Origin of the sequence: Nocardioides sp. B-3, from assembly GCF_024703895.1 — a bacterium.
Classification (GTDB): domain Bacteria; phylum Actinomycetota; class Actinomycetes; order Propionibacteriales; family Nocardioidaceae; genus Nocardioides.
On record NZ_CP087968.1, the window covers coordinates 3,982,989 to 4,005,074 of the forward strand.

Below are 22,086 nucleotides of genomic sequence, written 5' to 3' on the forward strand. Positions count from 1 at the left end.
TCGTGTTCCTCGCGATGATCTTCGGCTGGCAGGTCCGCCCGATCGCGCTCGCGGCCGGTGTCATCGTCGGTGACGTGCTCGTGCTGGCGATGTTCCCCGGTGCAGGAGGGCGCCTCGACCCCGCCGTGGTGGGTCGAGCACGGCCTCAACATCGGGTTCCCGGCCCTGCTCGTCAACGGCGCCGTCGTGGTCGTCAGCCGGGTCGTGTGGCCTGCGGAGCACCCGGTCCCCGGTCTGCGGTCGCTGCGCCCGCGTGCCCACTCCACCATCAACCGACCCGTCGAGGTCGTGGCGGTGGAGGCGCGATGAGCGACCTGCTCCTCGTCGGCGCCGACGTGGTGACGATGGACCCGGGCCGACCGTCGGCGGAAGCCATCCCGGTCAGGGACGGCATGGTGGTGGCCGTCGGCACCGAGGCTGAGGTTGCCGGCCGTGCACCCGCCGACGCCGATCGGCTCGACCTCGAGGGGGCAACCGTCGTCCCCGGCCTCATCGAGTCCCACGTCCACCCGGCCTACACCGGCCTCACCGACCTGTGGGCCGACTGCCGCTCCCCCGGCGTCGCGAGCATCGCCGACCTGCAGGCAGCCCCGGGCGGCACTGCCCGTCGAGGACGGCGCGTGGGTGCGCGGTTGGGGGTACGACGACACACTGATCGCCGAGGGTCGCCATCCGACCCGCGACGACCTCGACGCGGTCAGCGACACCCAGCCCGTGATCGTCTCGCACATCTCCGGACACTTCTCCGGTCGCCAACACCGTCGCGTTGGGGCTGGCGGGCGTCGACGAGGAGACGATCGCCGTCGACGACCCGCGGTTCCCTCGCGCTGCGTCCGGGCGCCTCACCGGCATGGCTCGGGAGATCGACGCCGTGAGCCGGTGCTCGCGGCGGTCCCCGCCCCGGGGCGACACCGACCTCGAGGACGCACTGCTCCGGGCCCTGACCCGCGCCCGCGAGCGCGGGATCACCACGGTGCACGACCCGGGGGTGGGCCTGATCGGCGGTCCCGAGGAGCTCGCTGCCTACCGTCGGCTCGACAGTGCTGGCCGGCTCCCGGTCCGCGTGGTCGGCTTCCTGCGGGGAGACATCGCCCGTGCCGGTGGCACCGTCTTCGAGTCCGCGGGACGGGCTCAGGGACGATTCCGCCTCGCCGGCGCCAAGTTCTGGGCCGATGGCTCGATCCAAGGGCTCTCGGCGGCCCTGCGGGCGCCGTACCTCTGCGACCCGGGGCACCACGGCGACCTGCTCCAGCCGCAGCCAGAGCTGGACGCGATGGTGGCACCTGTCGCGGCGGCTGGCGGACAGCTGGCCGTGCACGCCAACGGGGATGCTGCCGTCAGCGCCGCGTTGACCGCGATCTCCCGCGCTCAGGACTCGACGGACGACCCCCGCCACCGGATCGAGCACTGCCGGGTGACGAGTGCGTCCGATCTCGACGCGTTGAAGAAGGCAGGCGTCGGGGTGAGCTTCTTCGTCAACCACGTCTACTTCTGGGGTGACCGTCACCGCGACCGGTTCCTCGGCGAGGAGCGCAGCGGGTTCCTCGATCCACTGGCCTCCGCGGACGCCGCCGGGCTGCGGTTCGGACTGCACTCCGACTGCCCCATCACTCCGATGGATCCGCTGGCGACCATCCGCACAGCGGTCAACCGGCTCACCAGCGGTGGGTCGGTGCTCGGCCCGGACGAGCGTATCGGCGTGCACCGCGCACTGAAGGCGATGACCGTCGACAGCGCCTACCCGGTGCACGAGGAAGGTCTCGTCGGCACGATCGCCCCCGGGATGCGGGCCGACCCGGTCGTCCTCGACGGGCCACTCTCAGCGGTCGCTGACGCAGCCGCCCCCATGCCGAAGCCGATCCGCGTCATGGTCGGCGGCAGCTGGGACTGACCTGCCTGTTGCCAAGGGCACTCCGGTCGATGCACCGTGGAAGGCATGCGGCAGCTGCTGGTGGACTTCATCACCTCGCTCGAGGGCTGCGCGTCGGCGGAGGGCTGGCCGGGCTTCTGGGGGATGGAGGGCCCGGAATACCTCGGCTGGCTGGCGGAAGCCCCCGAACGCGACTGGACCATGCTCATGGGAGCGAAGACCTACCGACTGATGTCGGGCTTCGCCGCGACCGGCGAGGAAGGGCTCGACGAGCTCAACCAGGGCGCGCAAGGTCGTCTTCTCCTCGACCCTGACCGAGCCGCTGGAGTGGGCCAACACCGAGCTGGTGTCGACCGACCCGATCGAGGCCGTGCGGTCGATGAAGGCGGACGGCGAGCACGACCTGCGCACGATCGGCAGCCTCACCCTGTGCCGGTCGCTGCTCGAGGCCGGCCTCGGTGGACCGCTTCCGCACGGTGATCTTCCCGGTCGTCACCGGCAGGACCGGCAGCGAGCGGATCTACGAGGGCTGGCCCGACGTCGGGCTCGAGCTGGTGGACAGTCGGCTCTTCGACGGCAAGCTGCAGCTGCTGGAGTATGTCCCGACGGTGCTCGACGGCCCGCCGGTGCCGAAATTGTAGAACCGCCCACGGTCTCGGGTCCGTAGGCGGTTCTGATGGAAAGGTACGCCGCGGAAAATCCTCAATTCAAGAACATCTGATCCACGGCTGATCCACAGATCAGAACAGCTGCGCGAGGGCGGTGCTGATCTCGACGTGGCGGACCAGGGAAGGCGCGCTCGTCCAGGCGCTTGCGACGCAGCCAGCCCGTCACCTCGTCGTTGCACTTGCTGGCGTTGCACGAACCGCACGCCGGCGCGATGTTGTCGAGCGTGTATCGCCCGCCGCGGGAGATCGGGAGCACACAGTCCTTCTGCAAGGGCTTGTCGGTCGCGCGGCAGTAGGCGCAGCCGCCCCACGCCTCCCGGAGAGCTGACCATTCCGCGACGCTGAGGTCGTGCTCCACGGCGTCCATCCGGCGCTTCCGCTTGCGGGCGGCCCTCGCCGTGACGACTCCGACTGACCGCCATTCCCACAGCCTAGGGGTCTGCTCCGACGTGAACCTGCTCACGCGCCGGGCGCCGTACGAGCGTGAAATCGCAGATTTCTGGCAGATCGGGATTCGACTTGCCCGCCGGCTCGTGTTGTCGTGGTGGGGCCGCAGGCTGTGCCCTCCGTCCGAGAGGCGCCTCCCCATCGTGAGGTGTTGTACGCCGCGGCCTCGACGCCCGCTCCCGTGGTGTCGCGTCCGAGCGCCCCCGATGGCGCAGAGAATCTCGTGAGGTCCTGCTCGTGCTTGCCACCAACAGAACAGCTCTCCGCGTAGTCGCCGCCATGGCGACGACCGCCCTTGCCTTCACCCTCGTGCCCGGCGCTGCCGTGGCTCAGGACACGGTCGACGTCCGCCTGAAGGTCGCCACCGCGCCGGCCGTCGAGGTGGCCGTCGCACCCCGCGTCTGGCCAAGCGAGCTGATCGAGGAGCAGGCCGTCGAGGTCGACGACAACGACATCGTCGAGGTCGTCCGCGACGGGCGCGAGGTCACCGGCGACAACAAGCGGGTGCGCGACGGCGACACGGTGCGCGTCGTCGCCGTCGAGCGCGAGCGCAAGACCAAGACCCAGTCCGTGCGCGCCGGTGTCGTCGAGGTGCCCACCACCGATCTCGCCCCGGGCCGCCGCAAGGTGGTGCGCGAGGGCCGCGCCGGAGTGCGGGAGGTCGTCGCCGTACGCACCTTCCACAACGGCGAAGCCGTGAAGTACCGTGTCGTCGACCGCACCATGGTCCGCGAGCCGCGGGCCCGCCGGGTGCTCGTCGGCCGCGAGCCGTGGTCCGTCCCGGGCACCGACGGCCTCAACTGGGGCGCGCTGGCCGACTGCGAGTCCGGTGGCAACCCGCGCGCGGTCAATCCGGCGGGCTACTACGGGCTCTACCAGTTCAACGTCGCCACGTGGCGCAGCGTCGGCGGCTCCGGCATGCCGCACCTTGCGTCGGCCGGAGAGCAGACCTACCGCGCCAAGCTGCTCTACAAGGCCCGTGGCCGCTCCCCCGCCGAACTGCGGGCGCCTGCTCTGAGCGGGATCAGCCGAGCTGCTGGAACAGGTTCACGATGATTCCTTCGGGCCCGCGCACGTAGGCCATCCGCACAGTGTTCTCGTAGTCCCCGATGCCGCCGATGAGCCCGTAGCCGTCCTTCGCCACGGAGTCCACGGCGGCCCGGAGGTCGCCCACTTCGAAGGACACGTTGCGCAGGCCGAGCTCGTTGGCCATCGGAGCGGGTGATCCGGGGATGTGGTCCGGTGCGACGAAGCTTGCGAGCTCCAGACGCGCTCCGCCGTCCGGCGGTCGCAGCATCGCGATCTCGCACTGCGCGCCGGGGATGCCGCAGACGGTCTCGACGAACTCCCCCTCGACGTATCCGGTGCCCTCGACCTCGAGCCCGAGACCGACGAAGAACGCCGTCACCGTGTCGAGGTCGGCGACGGTGATGCCGACATGGTCGAAGCGGCGTACGTGGGTCATGGGTCCATCCTCGCGTCCTGCTTCGGCGATGCGTCCTGCGCGGACCGATATCGCAGGACAAGGGCCCCCGACGCGAACTCATGGCGATCCACGAGCTCGAGCTGGATCCGCTCGCGCAGGCCGGCGAGCAAGGTCGGTCCATGCCCGGCGAGGACTGGCTGCACCACGAACTCGTACTCGTCGATCAGTCCCGGGTCCGCCAACGCCAGTGGGAGTGTCACCCCGCCCATCCAGATGCCCTCGCCCGGCTCCTCCTTGAGCTGCTGAACCGCCGGGCCCAGATCACCGCGCACCAGCTCGGCATTCCAGTCGACGCTCAGCGTGCTCGAAACGACGTACTTCTTCGCCCGATCGATGGTTTCTGCGAAGGGGACCTCCGACTCGTCCATCCAGTCGGGCCAGATGCCCGTGGCCGGCCGCCGCCACGCCGACTCCATCATTTCGTAGGTCACCCGGCCGAACAGGAGGGCATCGGCCCGTGCCATCTCGCCGGTCCAGTAGCGCATCGACTCCTCGTCCGGCGGGAGGCCTGCCTCGTGGTGGCAGCAGCCGTCGAGCGTGACGTTGATCGAGTATCGAAGTGGTCTCATCTCGCCACCCTGCCAGCATCTTGGACAGTGCCCAGCTCGCTGGCACCCGTGAGGGGTTGCCGCCGCGTCAGCTTGCGGGCGGCTCCGGCAGCGTTGCGTCGAGCACCGAGAGCTGCTCGGTCAGGAGCCGCCGCATCTGGCCACGATGCTGCTTGTCCATCTCACGGAGCGCGGCGATCTGCGCCTCAAGGGCTGCCTTCTCATCGCTCAGCCCGGACAGTGCCGTGACGCGCTCTTGCTCGAGCGCGGCGGCCTGCTCCGACTTGCGCCCGGTCAGCTCGCCTGCGACCTGATCGGCCTCTTTGCGGCTGGCCTCCGGGATCGCGTCAGCCTTGGCTCCGGGCGGCGCTCACCAGCGATGCAGCCTCGGTCCCCGCGTCGTTGACGAGCCGGTCGGCGGTGTCACCAGCCAGCTCGAGCATCCGCGCAACGGAGCTCGTCTGGGTCTCATCGGCCGCAGTCGGCACGACCGCGAGAGGGCCTTGATCGAAGCTCGACGACATGTTTCCCCTTGTGTTTGGGTGCGGGCGCGTCCTTGGCAGGTCGCGGCGATCTCAACGTGAATGCAGTTGTGACGTTACTTCACCGACAAGCACGGTGAGGTGGGTCACGCCCGAGCCCGGGCCGCCACGCCGTCCTCGGCCGGGATCGTGGACGGCAGCCAGTCGGCCCCGAGGAGCTCTGCCAGTCGGCGAGGCCGGTGGTGTCGCTGCCCACCGTGTCGGAGGCTGCGGCGATCCGCTCCACCATCACCTTGCCGACCTGCTCCTCGACCGTGCCCTCGGCGTAGGCGATGTGCCACGGGGAGACTCGGTGGTCGCGGTGCGTGCGGCCGGTGACCCGGCGCCCCGCGATGCCGGAGAAGCGGGCCCGGTGGAAGACGCCGACCCGCGGTTCGGTGCTCGCCTGACTGCCGTCGGGGAGGCTCTCCCCCGCGTGCAGGCTGATAGAGGCGACCGTGGTGAAGACGCAGACCTTCGCCTGCCCCGTCTGGAACTTGAGTCGCTCGGCCTCGGGGTCGAACCGGTCGCGGCCGTAGATCGTGGCCACGTCGATGCCGGAGTCGCGGAGCCGGTCGGCGATCGGGTCGGCAGCGGTCCCGACGAACTCGACCGAGCAGGCGACCTGCCGCTCGGCGTCGACCTGCTGGGCGATCCGGGCGACGGTCGAGTCGACCCGGATCAGGCCGGCCTTCTGCCGGAAGCGCAGCAGCGCGGCGCGACCCTTGGCGGTGTTGCGGCCACGCCGGGCGAGGTCCATCTCGCGGCAGAACTCCCCCACTCCGCCTCGTAGCTTGCGCGCTCGGCGGGCGTCAGTGCGACCGGCATGCCAGAGATCGGAACCGGTCCCCACGGGGCAGCGCGGTGCAGCATGGCGGTCGGCCGCTCGTCCTCGAGCCAGCCACGGACCAGCTTCAGGTCAGCTGCCCGACGGGCCGGGTCCGTGGTCCAGGGTCGGTCCCGTAGCGACCGCCCGGCTCGAGTCCGATCCCGTTGCGCTCCAGTGCTGAGGCGAAGACGGCGCCGGGCTGCCGCGCGGCGAACCAGTCACTGATGGGCTCTTCGAGGACCTGCGCGAAGGCCGGGGCCAGATAGGGCAGCTCGAGCGGGGTGTGCCCGGGGGTGGCCGTGGTCGCGATGACGAAGGGCGCCTTGTCGTGGGCCTTGGTCATCCCGGAGGTCTTCACCCAGAGCTTCCAGCGCTTGGTCGTCGTGCGGCGCAGCGCGTGCGCCTCGTCCGCGATGATCACGTCCCACGTGTGGTCCCGGACCTTCGCCAGCCGGTCCCACGTGATCACCACCCACTCGAGGCCGCCATCGCCCAGTGCCGTGATCGTGCGGCACCAGTGGCCGATCGTGATCGCGGCGGGACGGTCGGCGACGACGAGCACGCGTCGCGCACCGCGGGAGGTCGGCCACCGCCGACGCACCGAGCACGGCGGAGATCGTCTTCCCCACGCCGGGCTCGTCGGCCAGCAGGAACTGCCGTCCGCCGGCTGCGGCCCGTGCGGCGATCGCATCGGCCGCTTCGAACTGGATCCTCCGGGGCTCAAGCTCGTCGGTCGTCTCGGGGCCGGGCGTCGGACTGTCGGGATTGAGGGTGTTCTCGATGAACCGACCGAGTGTGTGCGGCCCCGGGGCGTACGGCACGAGGTGTGCGGGCAGAGCGCGTCCGACGTACAGATGGGTCTTGACCGCCGGATGCCACGTCGCGTCGTCGACCTGCGTCCCGTAGGGCACGTCGAGCACCCACAGCCGCTCGCCGGGGCCGGCGACCGGCAACGGCCGCGGCGGGGAGGCACGGCGACGAGCGCTGGTACGGCGAGGTCTGGCCACCCCCGGACGCTATCGGGGCCTCGTCCGCGACCAGCGCCGGCTCGCCCACGTGCCCGCTTCGCGACGATATGGAGCGGACGCGAGGATTTGAACCTCGACTCCTTCCCCGGAAGGGAAGCGTGCTGCAACTACACCACGTCCGCGAAGCCAGCCCCTGACGAGACTGACACGTTCGTAGTATGAACCAGTTGGGACTGTCTGGGCGCCAGCGGCCGCGAAGAACTTGTGGCCCGCCTGCGTCAGGGTCGGTCTGTCACCCTTGTCCCCGTGACGCCGGGGGTGGCAACCGAGACGCTCAGCCAGCGCATCGATCGCGGGTTCGCGTTCGCCGTACGAACCATCTGGCACCTCCTGCCGCGGCCGATCCGGACGCGCGTCCCGATGAGCTTCGTCGGCTTCGCGCTGATCAACGGGTTCACGTTCTCCGTCGACATCGCGCTGCTCTCCCTCCTCTATCGAGGCGTCGGACTCCCCCACCCGCTCGCCATCACGATCGGCTACGTCGTGGCATTCGGACTCGCCTTCGTGCTCAACCGTCGGTTCAACTTCCACGCGCACGGACCGGTCGCGGGCCGGGGCGCGATGGGCCTTCGTCGTCGCCGTCAACTACGTCGCACTGGTGCTCGGCATGGGCAGCGGGCTGGTCACGATCGGGGTGCCCTTCCTGCTCGCGCGGGGTGGTCGCGGCGGGCGCGGAGGCGGTCTGGATGTACTCCACGATGCGCTGGTGGGTGTTCGCCCCGAGGCGCGCACAGTGGGACAAGTCGCACAGACACGTTTGAGGCGCTCCCATGGGACGCAGGACGTGGATAGTGTCTGCGCAGGGGCCGCACGTTCGGTGGGGCTGACGAGGGGAAATAGCACTATGAGCACGCCGTCGGAAACCGCTCCTCCCGCGCCGTTGGCGCCGCCGGAGGCCACCTTGACCCTCACCGCGCCGGAGGCTCCGGCCGCGGTCGCCGAGACCCGGGCGCCCAAGATGGCGCCGCAGGTCCCCGTCGAGGTCCTTCCCGAGCTCGACGCCAAGGTCGAGGGCTTCCTCACCGCACTGTCGGCGACGGCCGTCGGCAGCCCCGAGTTCTCCGCGCAGGCCGAGAACGTCCGCACGATGGGCGACGCCGACATCCGCAAGGCCGCCGAGACCTCCAACCGGATGCTCGACAAGCCCGTGCGAGCGCTCCCGGGAGGGCGGGATCGCGCAGGGGTCGGCCGTCGGCAAGACGCTGCTCGAGCTTCGCCGTACCGTCGAGGACCTCGACCCGAGCGCAGCGAAGGGCGTCCCGCGCTGGATGGACTGGCTGCCCTTCGGCGACAAGGTGGAGGACTACTTCCGCAAGTACCAGTCCTCCCAGTCGCAGCTCAACGGCATCCTGCACGCCCTGCGCAACGGCCGGGACGAGCTCACCAAGGACAACGTCTCCCTCAACCTCGAGAAGACGAACCTCTGGTCCGTCATGGGGCGCCTCAACCAATACGTCTACGTCGCCGAGAAGCTCGACGCCAAGCTGACCGCGCGCATCGCCGAGCTCGAGCTGAGCGACCCCGAGGCCGCCAAGAAGCTCAACCAGGACGTCCTCTTCTACGTCCGCCAGAAGCACCAGGACCTGCTGACCCAGCTCGCGGTGTCCATCCAGTCCTACCTCGCGATCGACGTGATCATCAAGAACAACATCGAGCTGATCAAGGGCGTCGACCGCGCGTCGACCACCACGATCTCTGCCTTGCGTACGGCGGTCATCGTGGCCCGGGCACTGGGCAACCAGAAGCTCGTGCTCGATCAGGTGACGGCCCTCAACTCCACGACCTCCGGCATGATCCGGCGCACCTCCGAGATGCTCAAGGACAACTCCGCGGCCATCCAGGAGCAGGCGGCGTCCTCGACCATCGACATGGAGGACCTGCAGGCGGCGTTCGCCAACATCTACGCCACCATGGACTCGATCGACGAGTTCAAGGTCAAGGCGCTCGACTCGATGGCGCAGACCATCGGCGTGCTCGAGACCGAGGTCGAGAAGTCGAAGTCCTACCTCGATCGCGTCCGCGACCACGACGCCCGCAACGCGGCAGGCACCCTCGACCTGACCGAGCTTCCGCGTCGCTAGTGAGCGGGTTCCAGTGGGGCTGAAGTCATGGTTCGAGAAGGTGCGGGGGCCGTCGGCGGACGAGATCGTCGACGCGACTCCTGCCGCGCCCACGGAGGCGGACATCGTCGCCGCTCTGGCGCGGGTCGAGCAGATGCTCGCTGACGGCAACGCACCCCCCGGTCGTCGTGTCGCGCGTGCACCGCATCGGCGCCCTCATCACCGACACGCTCCCCCGGCTGCGCAACCTCGGGCAGGGCAGCCTCGACTCCTACTCCGTCGTCGCCACCGCCACCGACTACCTCCCCGAGGCGCTCGGCGGCTACCTCCGACTCCCCCGCGAGTGGGCCGACACCCGCCCGATCGACGGCTACAAGACCGCCCTCATGGTGCTCATCGACCAGCTCGAGCTGCTTGCCGCCACCATGGACAAGGTCCTCGACGCCGCCACCCGCTCCGACGCCCGGGCGCTGATCGCGCACGGGCAGTTCCTGCAGGCCAAGTTCGGACACCCGACCGACGGCCCCGACCTCAACCCGGGACCAGCATGAGCACTCTGCGAGAGGCGCTCGACGCCCTCACCACGATCGCCACCACGGCCGGCATCGACCCCGCAGTCGCGCGCGCCGAGGGCGAGTCGCTCGCCGCGACCGTCGCCGAGCCCGCTCGGGGGTGCGTACGTCGACTGGTGCGCCGAGACCGGACACGGCACCGCCGAGGACTTCACCACAGCCGCGTCGCGCGGGCGCCGCTTCCGCGTGGCCCAGACGCCGGCCATGGCGTCGCTCGCGTCGTCGGGGTCGGCCCACGCTGCGGCGTACGCCCGGGCGCTGTCGGACGTCGCGCTGGCCGGCAGCTTCCTCGGTGAGGAGAACGCCCGCAGCATCGGCAACGCCGCGACCGCGGCCGCCGCCCAGCTCGGAGGCGCGCCCGGTCAGGTCGCGCCGACGGCACAGCGCGAGCACGTCCCCGGCGTGGCCGACCACTTCCTCTCGCAGGTCATGGAGCAGAGCCGGATCGTGCGCGACAAGCTGGCGGCGCTGGAGGGCACGCAGATCGTGCGTGATCCCTCGGTCCTCGGCGAGACGCCGGACAAGGTGCAGACCGCACCGCCGCCGGGGACGCCGGTGGCACCCCCAGCCGAGCCCAAGGAGCCGGAGCCGCCCGCCAAGACCGTCGAGGAGCTCCTCGCCGAGCTCGACGACCTCGTCGGCCTGACCGACGTCAAGGCCGAGATCCACCGCCGGGCCGCGGTCCTGCGCGTCGAGGGCCTGCGCGCCGACGCGGGTCTCGAAGGCCTCACCATCACCCGCCACCTGATCTTCAACGGCAACCCCGGCACCGGCAAGACCACGGTCGCGCGGCTCGTCGCCGGCATCTACCGCGCGCTCGGCCTGCTCTCCAAGGGCCAGCTCGTCGAGGTCGACCGGTCCGAGCTGGTGGCCGGCTACCTCGGCCAGACCGCGATGAAGACCGCCGAGGTCGTGAAGTCCGCCATCGGTGGCGTGCTCTTCATCGACGAGGCCTACTCACTGGCCGGCGACCAGTACGGCCGGGAGGCGATCGACACGCTGGTCAAGGAGATGGAGGACCACCGCGGCGACCTCGTCGTGATCGTGGCCGGCTATCCGCTGCCGATGGCCGTCTTCATCGGCCAGAACCCCGGCCTCGAGAGCCGCTTCCGCACCGAGATCAACTTCCCCGACTACACCGACGACGAGCTCGTCGCGATCTTCGACGTGATGGCGACCGGCGCGCAGTACGACGCCGGCGAGGGCGTGCAGGACCGCCTGCGCGAGCTGTTGTCGCAGGTCGAGCGCGGCCCGTCCTTCGGCAACGCACGCTACGTCCGCAACGTGCTGGAGGCCGCGATCGGCCGCCACGCCCGGCGGTTGCGTGAGGTCGACTCCCCCACCCTCGAGCAGCTGCGCCTGCTGCTCGCCGAGGACCTCGCGCCGCCGGCGGAGGTCGTCGAACCATTCGAGCAAGAGCCACCGGTCGACGTACAGACAGAAACCGCAGCCGAGGAGCAGCCATGACCCGGGCCCCCAGCAGGCGCCAGCGCCAGCGCCTGCCCCAGCGCCCCCGGTTCCAGCGCCCGCACCGGCCGTGCCGGCGGCTGCGCCGACCGAGGCGACGAAGAAGGCAGCCAAGGTCGACGTGCCTCGCCTGCTCAACAAGTGGCAGCTGATCGCCGTCACTGCGTGCGTGCTCTTCGCCGTCGTCACCGCTGCCCTCCAGCTGCTCGGCTGGCAGGCCAACCGGGCCGCCGCGGACAACACCGAGCAGCTCGTGCGGGTGCAGAACATCCAGTCGACGCTGTTCCGTGCCGATGCGCTCGCCACCACCAGCTTCCTCGTCGGCGGCCTCGAGGACCCGGCCCAGCGGGCGGCGTATGACAACGCGATCGACCGGGTGACGCGGCAGATCACCGAGGCGGCGCAGGCACAACCCGCCGACAGTGCGGTGCTCTCCGCCCTGAACGCCGCCGTCAACCGCTACACGACGGCCAGCACGCAGGCCCGCGACAACAACCGGCAGGGCTTCCCGGTGGGCGCCGAATACCTCCGCGGGGCCAGCAACCAGCTCCGCGCCGATGCGCTGCCGCTGATCGAGGCGCTGACCGAGTCCAACTCCGACCGCGCCGAGACCGAGCTCAGCGGCCAGCGGCCGCTGACGATCCTGATCATCGGGCTGGTCGCGCTCGCCGTGCTGTGGTGGGTCAGCACCCAGCTGGCCAAGACCTTCAGGCGCCGGTTCAACGTCGGCATCGCCGCCGCCTTCGTCGTGGTCGCGGCACTGACCCTGATCTCGGCCGCCGTCAGCTCCGGCCGGGAGGGCGACAACGACGACCTGCGCGACGGCAGCTACCGCCTCGCAGTCGACGAGGCCACTGCCCGGACCGCGGCCAACGACGCGAAGTCCAACGAGAGCCGGCGGCTCGGTGCGCAGGGATCGGGCGCCGTCTTCGAGGAGGGCTGGCAGGCCGCCGCGTCGACCGTGACCAGCACAGCGTCCTCGAACACGCTCGGCCTGTGGCAGACCTACTCGGCCCTGCACGACGAGGTGCTCGCCCTCGAGCAGAGCGGCAAGTACGACGAGGCAGTCGCGCTGGCCACGACGCTCGACCCGAACGGCCCCACAGCGGCCCCGGACGCCTTCGACGAGGGATCCCAGATCGTCATCGACCGGGCTGCCTCCGACACCACCGACGCGCTCCGCTCCGGCAACAGCATCTTCCCTGGTGCTGGCCGGGCTGACGCTGCTTCTCGGGCTCGGCGCCGCCGGCCTCGCCACCCGGGGCATCGCCCAGCGCCGTAGGGAGTACGCATGAAAGTCCAGCTCGCCAAGGTCCGGCTCTTCGTCGGCACGCTTGCCGTCCCGGCGGCAGCCGGCTGTGGGTACGACGCAACGCCGCTGCCCCGGGCCGAGGTGCCCGCCGTCGAGGAGGCCGAGCCGGGCACCCCACCCACGTGCGACGCCAGCACCGCGACCGTGTCCTACGCCCCGGAGGCCGGCGATGCGACCAGCCCGTCCCTGTCGCGGATCCGCCAGCGCGGCTACCTCGTGGCCGGGGTCGCGGCCGACAACTACCTCCTCGGCTACCGCAATCCCTTCTCCGGCCAGATCGAGGGCTTCGACATCGACATGGTCAACGCGATCGCGGAGGCGATCTTCGGCGAGAAGGGCCACGTGCAGCTGCGGGTCATCACCGCTGCCGACCGCATCCCGCTGCTGGTCGCCGACGAGGTCGACATCGTGGCGCGCAACATGACCATCAACTGCACGCGCTGGGAGCAGATCGCCTTCTCGGCGGAGTACTTCCGCTCCGGCCAGAAGCTGCTCGTGCGCAAGGGCTCCGGCATCAACAAGATCGAGGACATGGTGGGCAAGCGCGCCTGCGCGCCCGTGGGCACCACCAGCATCGAGAACATCCAGCGCCTCGCCCCCGAGGCGATCCCGGTGACCGCGGTCAACGACACCGGCTGCCCGGTGAAGTTCCAGAACGGCGAGACCGACGCGATCACCACCGACGACACGGTGCTGGCCGGGCTGGCGGCCCAGGGACCCCTACGCCCGGGTGCTGACCAAGCAGCGGCTCACGGAGGAGCCCTACGGCATCGGCGTCAACGCCGATCGCCCCGACCTCGTCCGCTTCATCAACACCGTCTTCGAGCGGATGCGCGCCAACGGGTCGTGGCAGGCGTCCTACGACAAGTGGCTCAAGCCGTCGCTGCAGACCGCCGCCACCCAGCCTGCCCCCCTCTACGGCCGGCGCCCATGACGGCTGCCCCCACCGCACCGGGGCGACTGGGACAGCCGCTCACCCCCGCCGAGGCCCGGGCGTTCCTGACGGACCTCGACGACTGGGTCCGCGCGCGCCGCCTCGAGCTCGACGACTCGGACGCGGCGGCCCTCGCGGCCGGGCGCGGCGACGAGATCTCCTCGGACATGATGCTGTCGCTGGCCGTGTGGCAGGCCGTCCAGCAGCGCTACCAGCTGCTCAACGCGACCTTCGACGGCGGCCGCGTCGGTCCGATCGAGGCAGAGCGTCTCTCGACCCCGGTCTGGGGCCGCCTCGACGGCGACCTCGGCAACGGCCCGGCCGTCTCGCTGCCGGAGGCCTGCCGGCTGTCCGACGCGTTGGTCGGCCAGATCGCGACGAAGCTCGCGCTCATCCCCGCGCGCCGACGCGAGTGCGGCCCGCATCAAGCAGCTGCGCGCCAACCTCGAACGCGTCCGCGACCGGGTCGCCCTCGAGCCCAGCTCCACCCGCGACGCCGCCCGCTCCACCCTCGCCGGGCTGTCGCGACGCCTCGAGGACATCACCGTCCGCGCCCAGCGTGGCGCCGACGTCGGTGGACTCCTCCCTCCGCTCGAGGCTGACGCCTCCGTCTTCGAGCGCGACCTCATCGTCGGCAACTCCCAGCGACGGGCCGCGCGCCACGACCTCGAGGCCACGCGCGAGCTGCGCGCCGAGCTGGTCGCCCGCGCTGCCGCGCTCACCTCTCTCGTCACCCTGTGCGTGCGGACCATCGATCCCGCGCCGCACTACGCCGTACCCGACGTCGAGGCGCTCGGCCCCGTGCCCAACACGCCTGCCGAGATCGAGAGACACCGTCACAAGCTCCAGCGGGTCGGGCAGGCGCTCGGCGTCGCCGAGGGTGCGTACGCCGATGCGCTGGCCGAGCACCGCCAGCTCGCCGACCTCCTCGACGGCCTGCGCGCCAAGGCCGCCGCGCACGGGCTGGCCGACGTGGCCGACCTCACGGCGAGCGAGCAGCAGGCTCGCGACGTGCTCGCCCGTCAGCCCGCACCGATGGCCGTCGCCCGGTCGTTGGTGGCGGCCTACCAGTCATGGCTCACCCAATTGTTGAACCAGGAGTCCGCATGAAGTGTCAGCAGCCCGGGTGCACCGGTTCGATCCAGGGACGGCTACTGCGACGTCTGCGGCATGGCTGCCGACGCGGCCTCCGCGCCCTCCCCCGCCGCGGCGACGTCGGGTGGCTCCTGCAGCCAGCCGGGCTGCACCGGCACCATCGAGGACGGCTACTGCAACGTCTGCGGCTCCCCAGCGGCCGCCGCTGCCTTCATCGAGCAGCCCGACCCGGTGACGAGTGGCACGGCGTCGGCCAAGACCTCGGCCAGCCGCATCCAGTCCGCCGCCATCGGCTCACGGCGTGCCGGCGGCACCAGCGCCACCCGCCGCGCCGGCCACGGCTCGCAGCGGATGCGGGCCGCGCGCCTCGGAGCGGGGCTCACCGTCGTACCCGCAGCACCGTCCGTCGATGCGCTCAAGGCCGTGATCGCCGACCCGTCGGTCCCCGAGGACAAGCGCACGTGCTCCAAGTGCGACTCCCCCATCGGCCGCTCGTCGGCCGGCAAGCCCGGCTGCCTGAGGGCTTCTGCCCCAAGTGCGGGCAGGAGTTCTCGTTCACGCCCAAGCTCAAGCCCGGCGACCTCGTGGGCGGACAGTACGAAGTGGCCGGCGCCATCGCGCACGGCGGCCTCGGCTGGATCTACCTCGCCAAGGACCGCAACGTCTCCAACCGCTGGGTGGTGCTCAAGGGCCTGCTCAACTCCGGTGACCCCGACGCCCTCGCGGCCGCGATCGCCGAGCAGCAGTTCCCCGGCGCAGGTCGAGCACCCGCTGATCGTCGAGATCTACAACTTCGTCACCCACGAGGGCGCCGGCTACATCGTCATGGAGTGGGTCGGCGGCCGCTCGCTCAAGCAGATCCTCAAGCAGCGGATGAAGGACAACAAGGGCGCCTACGACGCCCTGCCCGTCGACCGTGCGCTCGCCTACATCCTCGAGATCCTGCCCGCGTTCAGCTACCTCCACGACCTCGGCCTCGTCTACTGCGACTTCAAGCCTGACAACCTCATCCGAGGTCGGCGACGCGGTCAAGCTCATCGACATGGGCGGCGTCCGCCGCATCACCGACGAGGAGTCCGCGATCTTCGGCACCGTCGGCTACCGGGCGCCCGAGGTGCCGCAGGTCGGCACCAGCGTCGCCTCCGACATCTACACGATCGGTCGCACGCTGGTCGTGCTCTGCATGGAGTTCCGCGGCTACCGGGGCACCTACCTCCACACCCTACCGCCGCCGGACACGACGCCGCTCTTCCAAGAGCACGACTCGCTCTACCAGCTGATCGCCAAGTGCTGCGCGACCGATCCGGCCGACCGCTTCCAGTCGGCCGAGGAGCTGCGCAGCCAGCTGCTGGGCGTGCTGCGCGAGGTCGTCGCCGCCGGGACGACGGGTACGGCGCTGACCTCTGCCGCCTCCCCCTGTTCGAGGCACCGGCCACGTCCGCGTCCGCGCTCGACTGGTCGCAGCTGCCCGCGCTGCGCCCGGATCCGTCCGACCCGCAGCACTCCTGGCTGACCAGCGTCGGCGACGCCGAGCCCGCCGACCTGCTCAAGGCGCTCGAGCAGGCCCCCGAGGAGTCGGCCGAGGTGCTGCTGCGCCGGGCGCGCGCCTCCATCGAGCTCGGCGACACCGCCGGTGCCCGCACGTCCACCGCCCAGCTGCTCACCCAGGGACCCGTGGGAGTGGCGGGCCCTGTGGCTCGACGGGCTCGCGGCGATGAAGGACGACGACTGGGAGCAGGCCAAGGCCTCGTTCAGCGCCGTCTACCAGCAGGTGCCGGGCGAGCTCGCCCCCAAGCTCGCGCTCGCGATCGCCTGCGAGAACGGCTCGTTGCCCGAGGTCGCCGAAGGCCTCTACGCCACCTGTGCGGCCACCGATGCCGCCTACGCCCCACCCGCTGCTTTCGGTATGGCGCGGGTGCGGGCCGCCGCCGGTGACACGGCCGGCGCCGTGCGGGCCCTCGACCCGGTGCCGTCGACCAGTCGGGGCTACCCCGAGAGCCGTCAGCTGCGTGCCGACGTGCTGCTTGCCGGTGCCCCCCGACGACCCGGGGGGTCCTCGACCGTGGCGTTGACCAGCATCGCCTCGGTCCGGATGGACCCGGCCGAGCGTCAGCGCTACACCGTGCGGATCCTCGGGCACGCGCTCGACGCCGTGACCAAGGCCGGTCCGTCCGGAGGCGGCAAGGCCACGGTGGGCGGCGTGACCGCCCAGGAGGTGCCGCTCCGCGATGCCCCGGAGAACGCCTATCGGGCGTTGGCCCGCGAGGCCGACTCCCTCGACGCCCGCGTGACCCCGGTGAACCAGGGCCAACGCCGTACGCAACAAGACACTGGTGTGACTGTGACCAACCGAACCTGTCCCTCCTGCGGCACCGTCGCGGAAGGCGAGTCCAACTTCTGCGAGGAGTGCGGCGCAGCACTCTCCGCAGGACCCGCGGCCTCCGACGCGCCCAAGGTGCTGATCACGGAGCCCGCCCCGGCCGAGCCCAGCCCGATGGACGACCTCGGCAGCGGCCCCATCTCGCGCGCGACCAGCCAGACCTCGGCGCCGCCCGCGGCTCCGACCGCGATCCCGGCGTGCGCGAGCTGCGGCGGCACCGTGGGACCCGACGGCTACTGCGAGCAGTGCGGCGTCAAGGCCCTCAGCCCGCGCGACCACTTCCGCGAGCAGGCCGCCCCGTGGGTGGCCGGGGTGTGCGACAAGGGCATCCGCCACCACCGCAACGAGGACGCGATGGCAATGGTCGCCAGCGCCGATGGCGCAGCCGCCGACCGGCGGGCCGTGCTGATCGTGCTCGACGGTGTGTCCAACACCGACGACTCGCAGGTCGGTTCGCTGGCCGGCGCGCAGGCGGCCCTCGACGCACTGCGGGTGCCGTTGCCGCGCGGGATGGGGACCCCCGACGGCGTGCTCGCCGCCGTCACCCGCGCCATGTCCGAGGCCGTGAAGGCGGCCAACGCCGGGGTCGTCTCCGCCGCTCCGGCCGACGCGAAGAACCCCGCCTCCGCGACCTACTGCGCGGCCGTGCTCGAGGGCGAGACGCTCACCTACGCCAATGTCGGCGACTCGCGGATCTACTGGCTGCCAGACGGAGAGCCCGGCGTGCAGCTCAGCGTCGACGACTCGGCGGCCCGAGGACCAGATGGAGGCCGGGGTGCCGCGCGAGGTGGCCGAGACCTCGGCGCAGGCGCACGCCATCACCAAGTGGCTCGGGCGCGACAGCGAGGACCACACCCCGCGCGTCGGCCAGCTGGAGCTCGCCACCCCGGGCTGGCTGCTCGTCTGCTCCGACGGGTTGTGGAACTACGCCTCCGAGCCTGCAGCGCTGGCCACGCAGATCGCGACCGCGGCGCAGACCGATCCCGCCGCGCTCGCCCTCGCGCTCACCGACTTCGCCAACGGGTGCGGCGGCCGGGACAACATCACCACCGTGCTGGCCCGCGTCGAACGCGTCACCACCGTGCAGAATGCCGATCAGACACCGACCACGAAGGAGCAGCCACATGGCTGAGTTCGCCGCCACCGTCTACCAGAACGAGTTCCTGCCGGACGGCGGGACCGACGTCAACGCGATCGTCACCGTCACCTGCACCGGAGCGGGCACGGCCGGCCAGACCGGCTCGGGCGCGGTCGGGGAGATCATCATCGTCGACACGTCCGGCTCGATGGGCTACGAGACGATGGAGGCGGCCAAGGACGGCGCCCGGGCGGCGCTGGCAGAGATCCTCGACGGCACCCGCTTCGCGGTGATCGCCGGCACCGAGGGCGCCACCCCGGTCTTCCCGCCCGTGCAGTCCGGCCCGGCGCTGGCCGTGATGGACGCGTCGAGCCGCGAGCAGGCCTCCGCGGCCATCTCCAGCTTCCGCGCTTCGGGCGGTACGGCGATCGGTTCCCGGCTCGACCCGGCCGGCACCGTCTTCGCGTCAGTCCCCGAGGTCACCCAGCGCCACGCGATCCTCCTCACGGACGGCGAGAACGGCGAGCAGCCGAAGGTGCTGGACGACGCGATCAAGCGAGCCACCGGCTACTTCCAGTGCGACTGCCGCGGCGCCGGCACCGACTGGAAGGTCGAGGAGCTCCGCCGCATCGCCACCGCGCTGCTCGGCACCGTCGACATCATCCCGTCGCCCGCGGAGATGCGGGAGCAGTTCAAGGCGATGATGCAGACCGCGATGGCTCGCGGCGTCGCCGACGCCCAGCTGCGCGTGTGGGCCCCGCAAGGCGCCCGGGTGATGTTCGTCCGTCAGGTCGCGCCGACCGTGGAGGACCTCACCGATCGTCGCGTCGAGGTCAACGCGCTCACCGGCGGCTATCCCACCGGCGCATGGGGCGACGAGTCGCGTGACTACCACGTCGCCGTACGCCTCCCGGCGAAGGCGGTCGGCCGGAGCAGCTCGCCGCGCGGGTGCAGGTCGCCATCGGCGCCGACGTCGCGGCCCGGGGCCCGGTGAAGGCCACGTGGTCCAACGACTCCGAGCTGACCGCCAAGATCGACAAGCAGGTCGCGCACTACACCGGGCAGACCGAGCTCGCCTCGATGATCCAGGAGGGGCTCGCCGCCAAGGCGGCCGGTGACGACGCCACCGCGACCACCAAGCTCGGCCGGGCCGTCCAGCTCGCCGCCGAGACCGGCAACGAGGAGGCGACCACGCGACTGAAGAAGGTCGTCGACGTGGATGACGAGAAGGAAGGGACCGTCCGCCTGAAGAAGTCCGTCGACAAGGCCGACGAGATGGCGCTCGACACCGCTTCCACCAAGACGTCGAGGATCAAGAAGTCATGAAGTGTCCTGCCGGCCACGACTCGACGGCGTCCGACTACTGCGACGTCTGCGGGGTGGCGATGCCCGCGGGTGCTTCCCCGGCGACGGCCCCGCCCGAGCCCGCGGCGCCCGCTGCCACCGAGTGCCCCAGCTGCTCGGCCGCCAACTCGAAGGACGCGCTGTTCTGCGAGGCGTGCGGCTATGACTTCACCACCGGCTCGATGCCGCGGCGTGCGGACACACCTCCGGCCGCGCCTGCCGCCGCCGACACCGGCAACATCTCGCCGGCCCTGTCGACCGGGTGGGTGGCGGAGGTCTGGATCGACCCGGACTGGTATGCCGACCGGGGAGGCACCGACCAGCTGCCCTCCCCCGGCCTCCCCGACGTCGTGCCGCTCAAGAACACGTCGATCCTGATCGGTCGCGCGTCCAAGAGCCGCAACATCACCCCCGACATCGACCTCAGCTCCGACACCGGCATCAGCCGTCGGCACGCCCAGCTGACCACCGACGGCAGCCGTTGGTGGGTCGAGGACCTCGGCTCGTCCAACGGCACCTACGTCGGCGGCGCGGTCGACGCCCTGCCCAAGACCCCGGTGGCCGCCGGGCAGAAGCAGGAAGTGAAGACCGGCGACCGGATCTACCTCGGCGCTCGGACGCGGATCGTGGTCCGCAAGGCCGCTCCGGGCGAGGTCTGAGCCGGTGATCCAGCCCTTCCGCGTCGGCTTCGTGACCGGCGCGACCCCCGACAAGTGGGCCCGCGCTCGGCGCGAGCGACGCCGTGAGACCCTCCAGCTCGTGCCGATGCTCGAGTCCGAGCAGGAGGACGGCGTCCGCAGCGGAGACTTCGACATGGCGCTCGTCCGGCTGCCCGTCAACCGCGACGGGCTGCACTGCATCACCCTGTACGACGAGGTGCCGGTCGTCGTCGCCGGCGCCGAGCATTTCGTCGCGGCTGCGGACGAGGTGGCGCTCGCAGACCTCGCCGACGAGCAGCTCGTCCGTCCGCACGCCAGCGGCTGGACCCCGTCCGCCTTCCAGATGGACTGGCCGCCGATGTCCGAGAAGGACGCCATCGAGACCGTGGCCGCCGGCACCGGCGTCGTCATCCTGCCGATGTCGATCGCCCGGCTGCACCAGCGCAAGGACATCGTCCAGCGCCCGGTCACCGACCTCGATCCGACGCAGATCGCACTGGTCTGGCTGCTCGATCGCGACGCCGAGGACACCCAGACCTTCGTCGGTGTGGTCCGCGGCCGATCCGTCCGGAGCTCGCGCTAGCAGTTCTCGCGCAGCCACGCGCCGAGCTCGACCGCGCTGGCCTCGATCGCGGCCGGCCAGTCCATCGCCGACTCGTCGGCCGAGTCGGACACGTGCTTGACGAGTCGGACGGGCACGCCGAACTGCTGCGCGGCCCATGCGACGGCGTAGCCCTCCATGTCGACCCAGGTGCGCCTGCTTCGCGAGTCGCGCGCACGAGCGGGTCGGTGACGAAGGTGTCGCCGGTGGCCGGGACGATGTCGGAGTCGCCCACGGAGAGGCGCTCGCGGACGTCGTACCCCAAGGACCTCAACATGTCCGCGCTGATGTCGTGGTTGAGCACGACGCCGGGTTCGTGCAGCCCGACGACGTCGTCGCGCAGTGATCCCGCGGTGCCGATGTTGATCACGACGAGCCCCTCGAGCGTGGACTGCGCGGCCAGTGCGCGGGCGGTGGCGACGCCCGCCGCGGTCTTGCCCATACCCGTGATGACCAGCGGAAACGACGACGGGACATGGGCTGCTTCGGCGGCCGTGGCGGCCACGACGAGGGTCTGCACGCGGTCACGCTAGCGGGTCGGGAGTTGACGGACACTGGTCCAGACCACCTAGGGTCGAACGGTTGCCCCTTTCAACCAACTCACCCCCTCGGGAGGTGTCACGACCTCGTGACCCGGGCTCCGCCGCACGATCACAAGCACCACGACCACCCGATCACGGACGCGATCAAGACCCCGACCGACACCGTGATCCCGCACCCCGCGCTCGATGTCGAACCGCCCGCTGAGTCGGCACGACCACAGGTCATCGACAAGATCGTCTTCAGCGTCACGGCGGTGATCGCGATCGCGTTCGTCGCCCGGGGGTTCCTCGACACGGCGTCGCTCTCCAGCGCCTCGGGCGATGCCCTGACCGGCACGATGAAGTATCTCGGCTGGCTGTTCGTCCTCTCCGCCTCGGGCTTCGTGGTGTTCGCGCTCTGGCTCGCGCTCGGCAAGTACGGCAACATCCCGCTCGGTCGCGACGACGACGAGCCGGAGTTCTCCACCACCTCGTGGGTGGCGATGATGTTCTCCGCCGGCATGGGCATCGGACTGATGTTCTACGGCGTCAACGAGCCGCTCACGTTCTTCGCCGACACGGCCGGCTTCGCGCCGCCCGGCACCGAGGGGCTCTCCGATCCCCAGCGCGCCGAGTCCGCCATGGCGCACACCCTCTTCCACTGGA

The 22,086-nt window shown here is 71.1% G+C and carries 25 protein-coding genes, 1 tRNA gene and 2 pseudogenes; 20 read left to right on the top strand and 8 right to left on the bottom strand.

Going from position 1 to position 22,086, the window contains the following annotated elements; translation table 11 throughout:
• Positions 1–2 precede the first annotated feature (2 nt).
• From LP418_RS26320 to LP418_RS26335, 4 genes are read left to right on the top strand one after another with little or no spacing between them, the layout of a single operon-like run.
• Positions 3–875, top strand: coding sequence for a hypothetical protein (locus LP418_RS26320; protein ID WP_257954277.1), 873 nt, complete (start codon positions 3–5; stop codon positions 873–875).
• Entirely contained in the window at positions 767–1,891 is a 1,125-nt protein-coding gene (locus LP418_RS26325) for an amidohydrolase (protein WP_257954278.1), read from the top strand. Before LP418_RS26320 ends, LP418_RS26325 begins: the two co-directional genes overlap by 109 nt.
• A 45-nt stretch (positions 1,892–1,936) precedes the next feature.
• On the top strand, positions 1,937–2,350 hold the full coding sequence (locus LP418_RS26330) for a hypothetical protein (RefSeq protein WP_257954279.1): 414 nt from the start codon (positions 1,937–1,939) through the stop codon (positions 2,348–2,350).
• On the top strand, positions 2,329–2,511 hold the full coding sequence (locus tag LP418_RS26335; protein WP_257954280.1) for a hypothetical protein: 183 nt from the start codon (positions 2,329–2,331) through the stop codon (positions 2,509–2,511). The genes LP418_RS26330 and LP418_RS26335 overlap by 22 nt, the downstream gene beginning before the upstream one ends.
• 61 nt (positions 2,512–2,572) lie before the next feature.
• Here LP418_RS26335 and LP418_RS26340 read toward each other — a convergent pair whose 3' ends face one another.
• Positions 2,573–2,905, bottom strand: a complete 333-nt coding sequence (locus tag LP418_RS26340; protein WP_442940035.1) for an HNH endonuclease — start codon at positions 2,903–2,905, stop codon at positions 2,573–2,575.
• Positions 2,906–3,222: 317 nt separating this feature from the next.
• On the opposite strand from LP418_RS26340, the gene LP418_RS26345 reads away from it, so the two are divergent.
• A complete protein-coding gene (locus LP418_RS26345) occupies positions 3,223–4,041 on the top strand; it encodes a resuscitation-promoting factor (RefSeq protein ID WP_257954282.1) in 819 nt (272 codons plus the stop codon).
• On the opposite strand, the gene LP418_RS26350 is transcribed toward LP418_RS26345, so the two are convergent.
• The 6 genes from LP418_RS26350 to LP418_RS26375 all read right to left on the bottom strand — a co-directional run bounded on the left by LP418_RS26350 (position 4,010) and on the right by LP418_RS26375 (position 7,519).
• Positions 4,010–4,450 carry a VOC family protein gene (locus LP418_RS26350; protein ID WP_257954283.1) on the bottom strand — a complete coding sequence of 147 codons (441 nt, stop codon included), beginning with the start codon at positions 4,448–4,450 and terminating at the stop codon, positions 4,010–4,012. The two genes, LP418_RS26345 and LP418_RS26350, sit on opposite strands and share 32 nt — an antisense overlap.
• Positions 4,447–5,040, bottom strand: a complete 594-nt coding sequence (locus LP418_RS26355) for a dihydrofolate reductase family protein (protein WP_257954284.1) — start codon at positions 5,038–5,040, stop codon at positions 4,447–4,449. Before LP418_RS26355 ends, LP418_RS26350 begins: the two co-directional genes overlap by 4 nt.
• A 326-nt stretch (positions 5,041–5,366) precedes the next feature.
• Positions 5,367–5,543, bottom strand: a complete 177-nt coding sequence (locus LP418_RS26360; protein WP_257954285.1) for a hypothetical protein — start codon at positions 5,541–5,543, stop codon at positions 5,367–5,369.
• A gap of 79 nt (positions 5,544–5,622) precedes the next feature.
• Entirely contained in the window at positions 5,623–6,393 is a 771-nt protein-coding gene (locus tag LP418_RS26365; RefSeq protein ID WP_257954286.1) for a hypothetical protein, read from the bottom strand.
• Between the two features lie 61 nt (positions 6,394–6,454).
• Positions 6,455–6,931, bottom strand: a complete 477-nt coding sequence (locus tag LP418_RS26370) for a hypothetical protein (RefSeq protein WP_257954287.1) — start codon at positions 6,929–6,931, stop codon at positions 6,455–6,457.
• A 514-nt stretch (positions 6,932–7,445) separates the two neighbouring features.
• Positions 7,446–7,519: transfer RNA gene (locus LP418_RS26375), tRNA-Gly, on the bottom strand.
• Between the two features lie 136 nt (positions 7,520–7,655).
• Here LP418_RS26375 and LP418_RS26380 point away from each other — a divergent pair.
• The 14 genes and pseudogenes from LP418_RS26380 to LP418_RS26455 all read left to right on the top strand — a co-directional run bounded on the left by LP418_RS26380 (position 7,656) and on the right by LP418_RS26455 (position 20,881).
• Positions 7,656–8,189, top strand: a complete 534-nt coding sequence (locus tag LP418_RS26380; RefSeq protein ID WP_257954288.1) for a GtrA family protein — start codon at positions 7,656–7,658, stop codon at positions 8,187–8,189.
• 410 nt (positions 8,190–8,599) lie between these two features.
• Entirely contained in the window at positions 8,600–9,478 is an 879-nt protein-coding gene (locus LP418_RS26385) for a toxic anion resistance protein (RefSeq protein WP_257957199.1), read from the top strand.
• 167 nt (positions 9,479–9,645) lie between these two features.
• On the top strand, positions 9,646–10,008 hold the full coding sequence (locus LP418_RS26390) for a hypothetical protein (protein ID WP_257954289.1): 363 nt from the start codon (positions 9,646–9,648) through the stop codon (positions 10,006–10,008).
• The gene (locus LP418_RS26395) at positions 10,005–10,325 is read left to right on the top strand and encodes a hypothetical protein (protein WP_257954290.1); all 321 of its coding nucleotides are present in this window, start codon (positions 10,005–10,007) and stop codon (positions 10,323–10,325) included. The genes LP418_RS26390 and LP418_RS26395 overlap by 4 nt, the downstream gene beginning before the upstream one ends.
• A complete protein-coding gene (locus tag LP418_RS26400; protein ID WP_257954291.1) occupies positions 10,234–11,496 on the top strand; it encodes an AAA family ATPase in 1,263 nt (420 codons plus the stop codon). Before LP418_RS26395 ends, LP418_RS26400 begins: the two co-directional genes overlap by 92 nt.
• A 70-nt stretch (positions 11,497–11,566) precedes the next feature.
• Positions 11,567–12,778 carry a hypothetical protein gene (locus tag LP418_RS26405; RefSeq protein ID WP_257954292.1) on the top strand — a complete coding sequence of 404 codons (1,212 nt, stop codon included), beginning with the start codon at positions 11,567–11,569 and terminating at the stop codon, positions 12,776–12,778.
• A gap of 9 nt (positions 12,779–12,787) precedes the next feature.
• Positions 12,788–14,344, top strand: coding sequence for a transporter substrate-binding domain-containing protein (locus LP418_RS34770; RefSeq protein WP_442940036.1), 1,557 nt, complete (start codon positions 12,788–12,790; stop codon positions 14,342–14,344).
• Between the two features lie 139 nt (positions 14,345–14,483).
• Positions 14,484–14,852 (top strand): hypothetical protein, encoded by a 369-nt coding sequence (locus tag LP418_RS26420; protein ID WP_257954293.1) that lies wholly within the window; start codon positions 14,484–14,486, stop codon positions 14,850–14,852.
• 336 nt (positions 14,853–15,188) lie between these two features.
• A pseudogene (locus tag LP418_RS34775) lies at positions 15,189–15,788 on the top strand (serine/threonine protein kinase); the annotation flags it as partial.
• A gap of 763 nt (positions 15,789–16,551) precedes the next feature.
• Positions 16,552–18,588, top strand: a complete 2,037-nt coding sequence (locus LP418_RS26435; protein WP_257954294.1) for a tetratricopeptide repeat protein — start codon at positions 16,552–16,554, stop codon at positions 18,586–18,588.
• Positions 18,504–19,289, top strand: coding sequence for a vWA domain-containing protein (locus LP418_RS26440; protein WP_257954295.1), 786 nt, complete (start codon positions 18,504–18,506; stop codon positions 19,287–19,289). The genes LP418_RS26435 and LP418_RS26440 overlap by 85 nt, the downstream gene beginning before the upstream one ends.
• Positions 19,244–19,621 (top strand): hypothetical protein, encoded by a 378-nt coding sequence (locus tag LP418_RS26445; RefSeq protein ID WP_257954296.1) that lies wholly within the window; start codon positions 19,244–19,246, stop codon positions 19,619–19,621. Before LP418_RS26440 ends, LP418_RS26445 begins: the two co-directional genes overlap by 46 nt.
• Positions 19,618–20,298, top strand: coding sequence for an FHA domain-containing protein (locus LP418_RS26450; protein ID WP_257954297.1), 681 nt, complete (start codon positions 19,618–19,620; stop codon positions 20,296–20,298). Before LP418_RS26445 ends, LP418_RS26450 begins: the two co-directional genes overlap by 4 nt.
• A 4-nt stretch (positions 20,299–20,302) precedes the next feature.
• Positions 20,303–20,881 carry a LysR family transcriptional regulator substrate-binding protein gene (locus tag LP418_RS26455; RefSeq protein WP_257954298.1) on the top strand — a complete coding sequence of 193 codons (579 nt, stop codon included), beginning with the start codon at positions 20,303–20,305 and terminating at the stop codon, positions 20,879–20,881.
• Here the strand turns inward: LP418_RS26455 and LP418_RS26460 are convergent.
• Positions 20,878–21,039: a hypothetical protein gene (locus LP418_RS26460; RefSeq protein WP_257954299.1), complete on the bottom strand. Its 162-nt coding sequence runs from the start codon at positions 21,037–21,039 to the stop codon at positions 20,878–20,880. The two genes, LP418_RS26455 and LP418_RS26460, sit on opposite strands and share 4 nt — an antisense overlap.
• Positions 21,040–21,374: 335 nt before the next feature.
• On the opposite strand from LP418_RS26460, the pseudogene LP418_RS26465 reads away from it, so the two are divergent.
• Positions 21,375–22,064: pseudogene (locus tag LP418_RS26465) on the top strand (BCCT family transporter); the annotation flags it as partial.
• Positions 22,065–22,086: the final 22 nt, after the last annotated feature.

Bases quoted from the DNA above. Each gene is read 5' to 3' on its own strand.
- LP418_RS26330 (WP_257954279.1), top strand. From the start codon at position 1,937: ATGCGGCAGCTGCTGGTGGACTTCATCACCTCGCTCGAGGGCTGCGCG.
- LP418_RS26340 (WP_442940035.1), bottom strand. From the start codon at position 2,905: ATGGACGCCGTGGAGCACGACCTCAGCGTCGCGGAATGGTCAGCTCTC.
- LP418_RS26350 (WP_257954283.1), bottom strand. From the start codon at position 4,450: ATGACCCACGTACGCCGCTTCGACCATGTCGGCATCACCGTCGCCGAC.
- LP418_RS26355 (WP_257954284.1), bottom strand. From the start codon at position 5,040: ATGAGACCACTTCGATACTCGATCAACGTCACGCTCGACGGCTGCTGC.
- LP418_RS26360 (WP_257954285.1), bottom strand. From the start codon at position 5,543: ATGTCGTCGAGCTTCGATCAAGGCCCTCTCGCGGTCGTGCCGACTGCG.
- LP418_RS26395 (WP_257954290.1), top strand. From the start codon at position 10,005: ATGAGCACTCTGCGAGAGGCGCTCGACGCCCTCACCACGATCGCCACC.
- LP418_RS26400 (WP_257954291.1), top strand. From the start codon at position 10,234: ATGGCGTCGCTCGCGTCGTCGGGGTCGGCCCACGCTGCGGCGTACGCC.
- LP418_RS34770 (WP_442940036.1), top strand. From the start codon at position 12,788: ATGAAAGTCCAGCTCGCCAAGGTCCGGCTCTTCGTCGGCACGCTTGCC.
- LP418_RS26435 (WP_257954294.1), top strand. From the start codon at position 16,552: ATGAAGGACGACGACTGGGAGCAGGCCAAGGCCTCGTTCAGCGCCGTC.
- LP418_RS26440 (WP_257954295.1), top strand. From the start codon at position 18,504: ATGGGCTACGAGACGATGGAGGCGGCCAAGGACGGCGCCCGGGCGGCG.
- LP418_RS26450 (WP_257954297.1), top strand. From the start codon at position 19,618: ATGAAGTGTCCTGCCGGCCACGACTCGACGGCGTCCGACTACTGCGAC.
- LP418_RS26460 (WP_257954299.1), bottom strand. From the start codon at position 21,039: ATGGAGGGCTACGCCGTCGCATGGGCCGCGCAGCAGTTCGGCGTGCCC.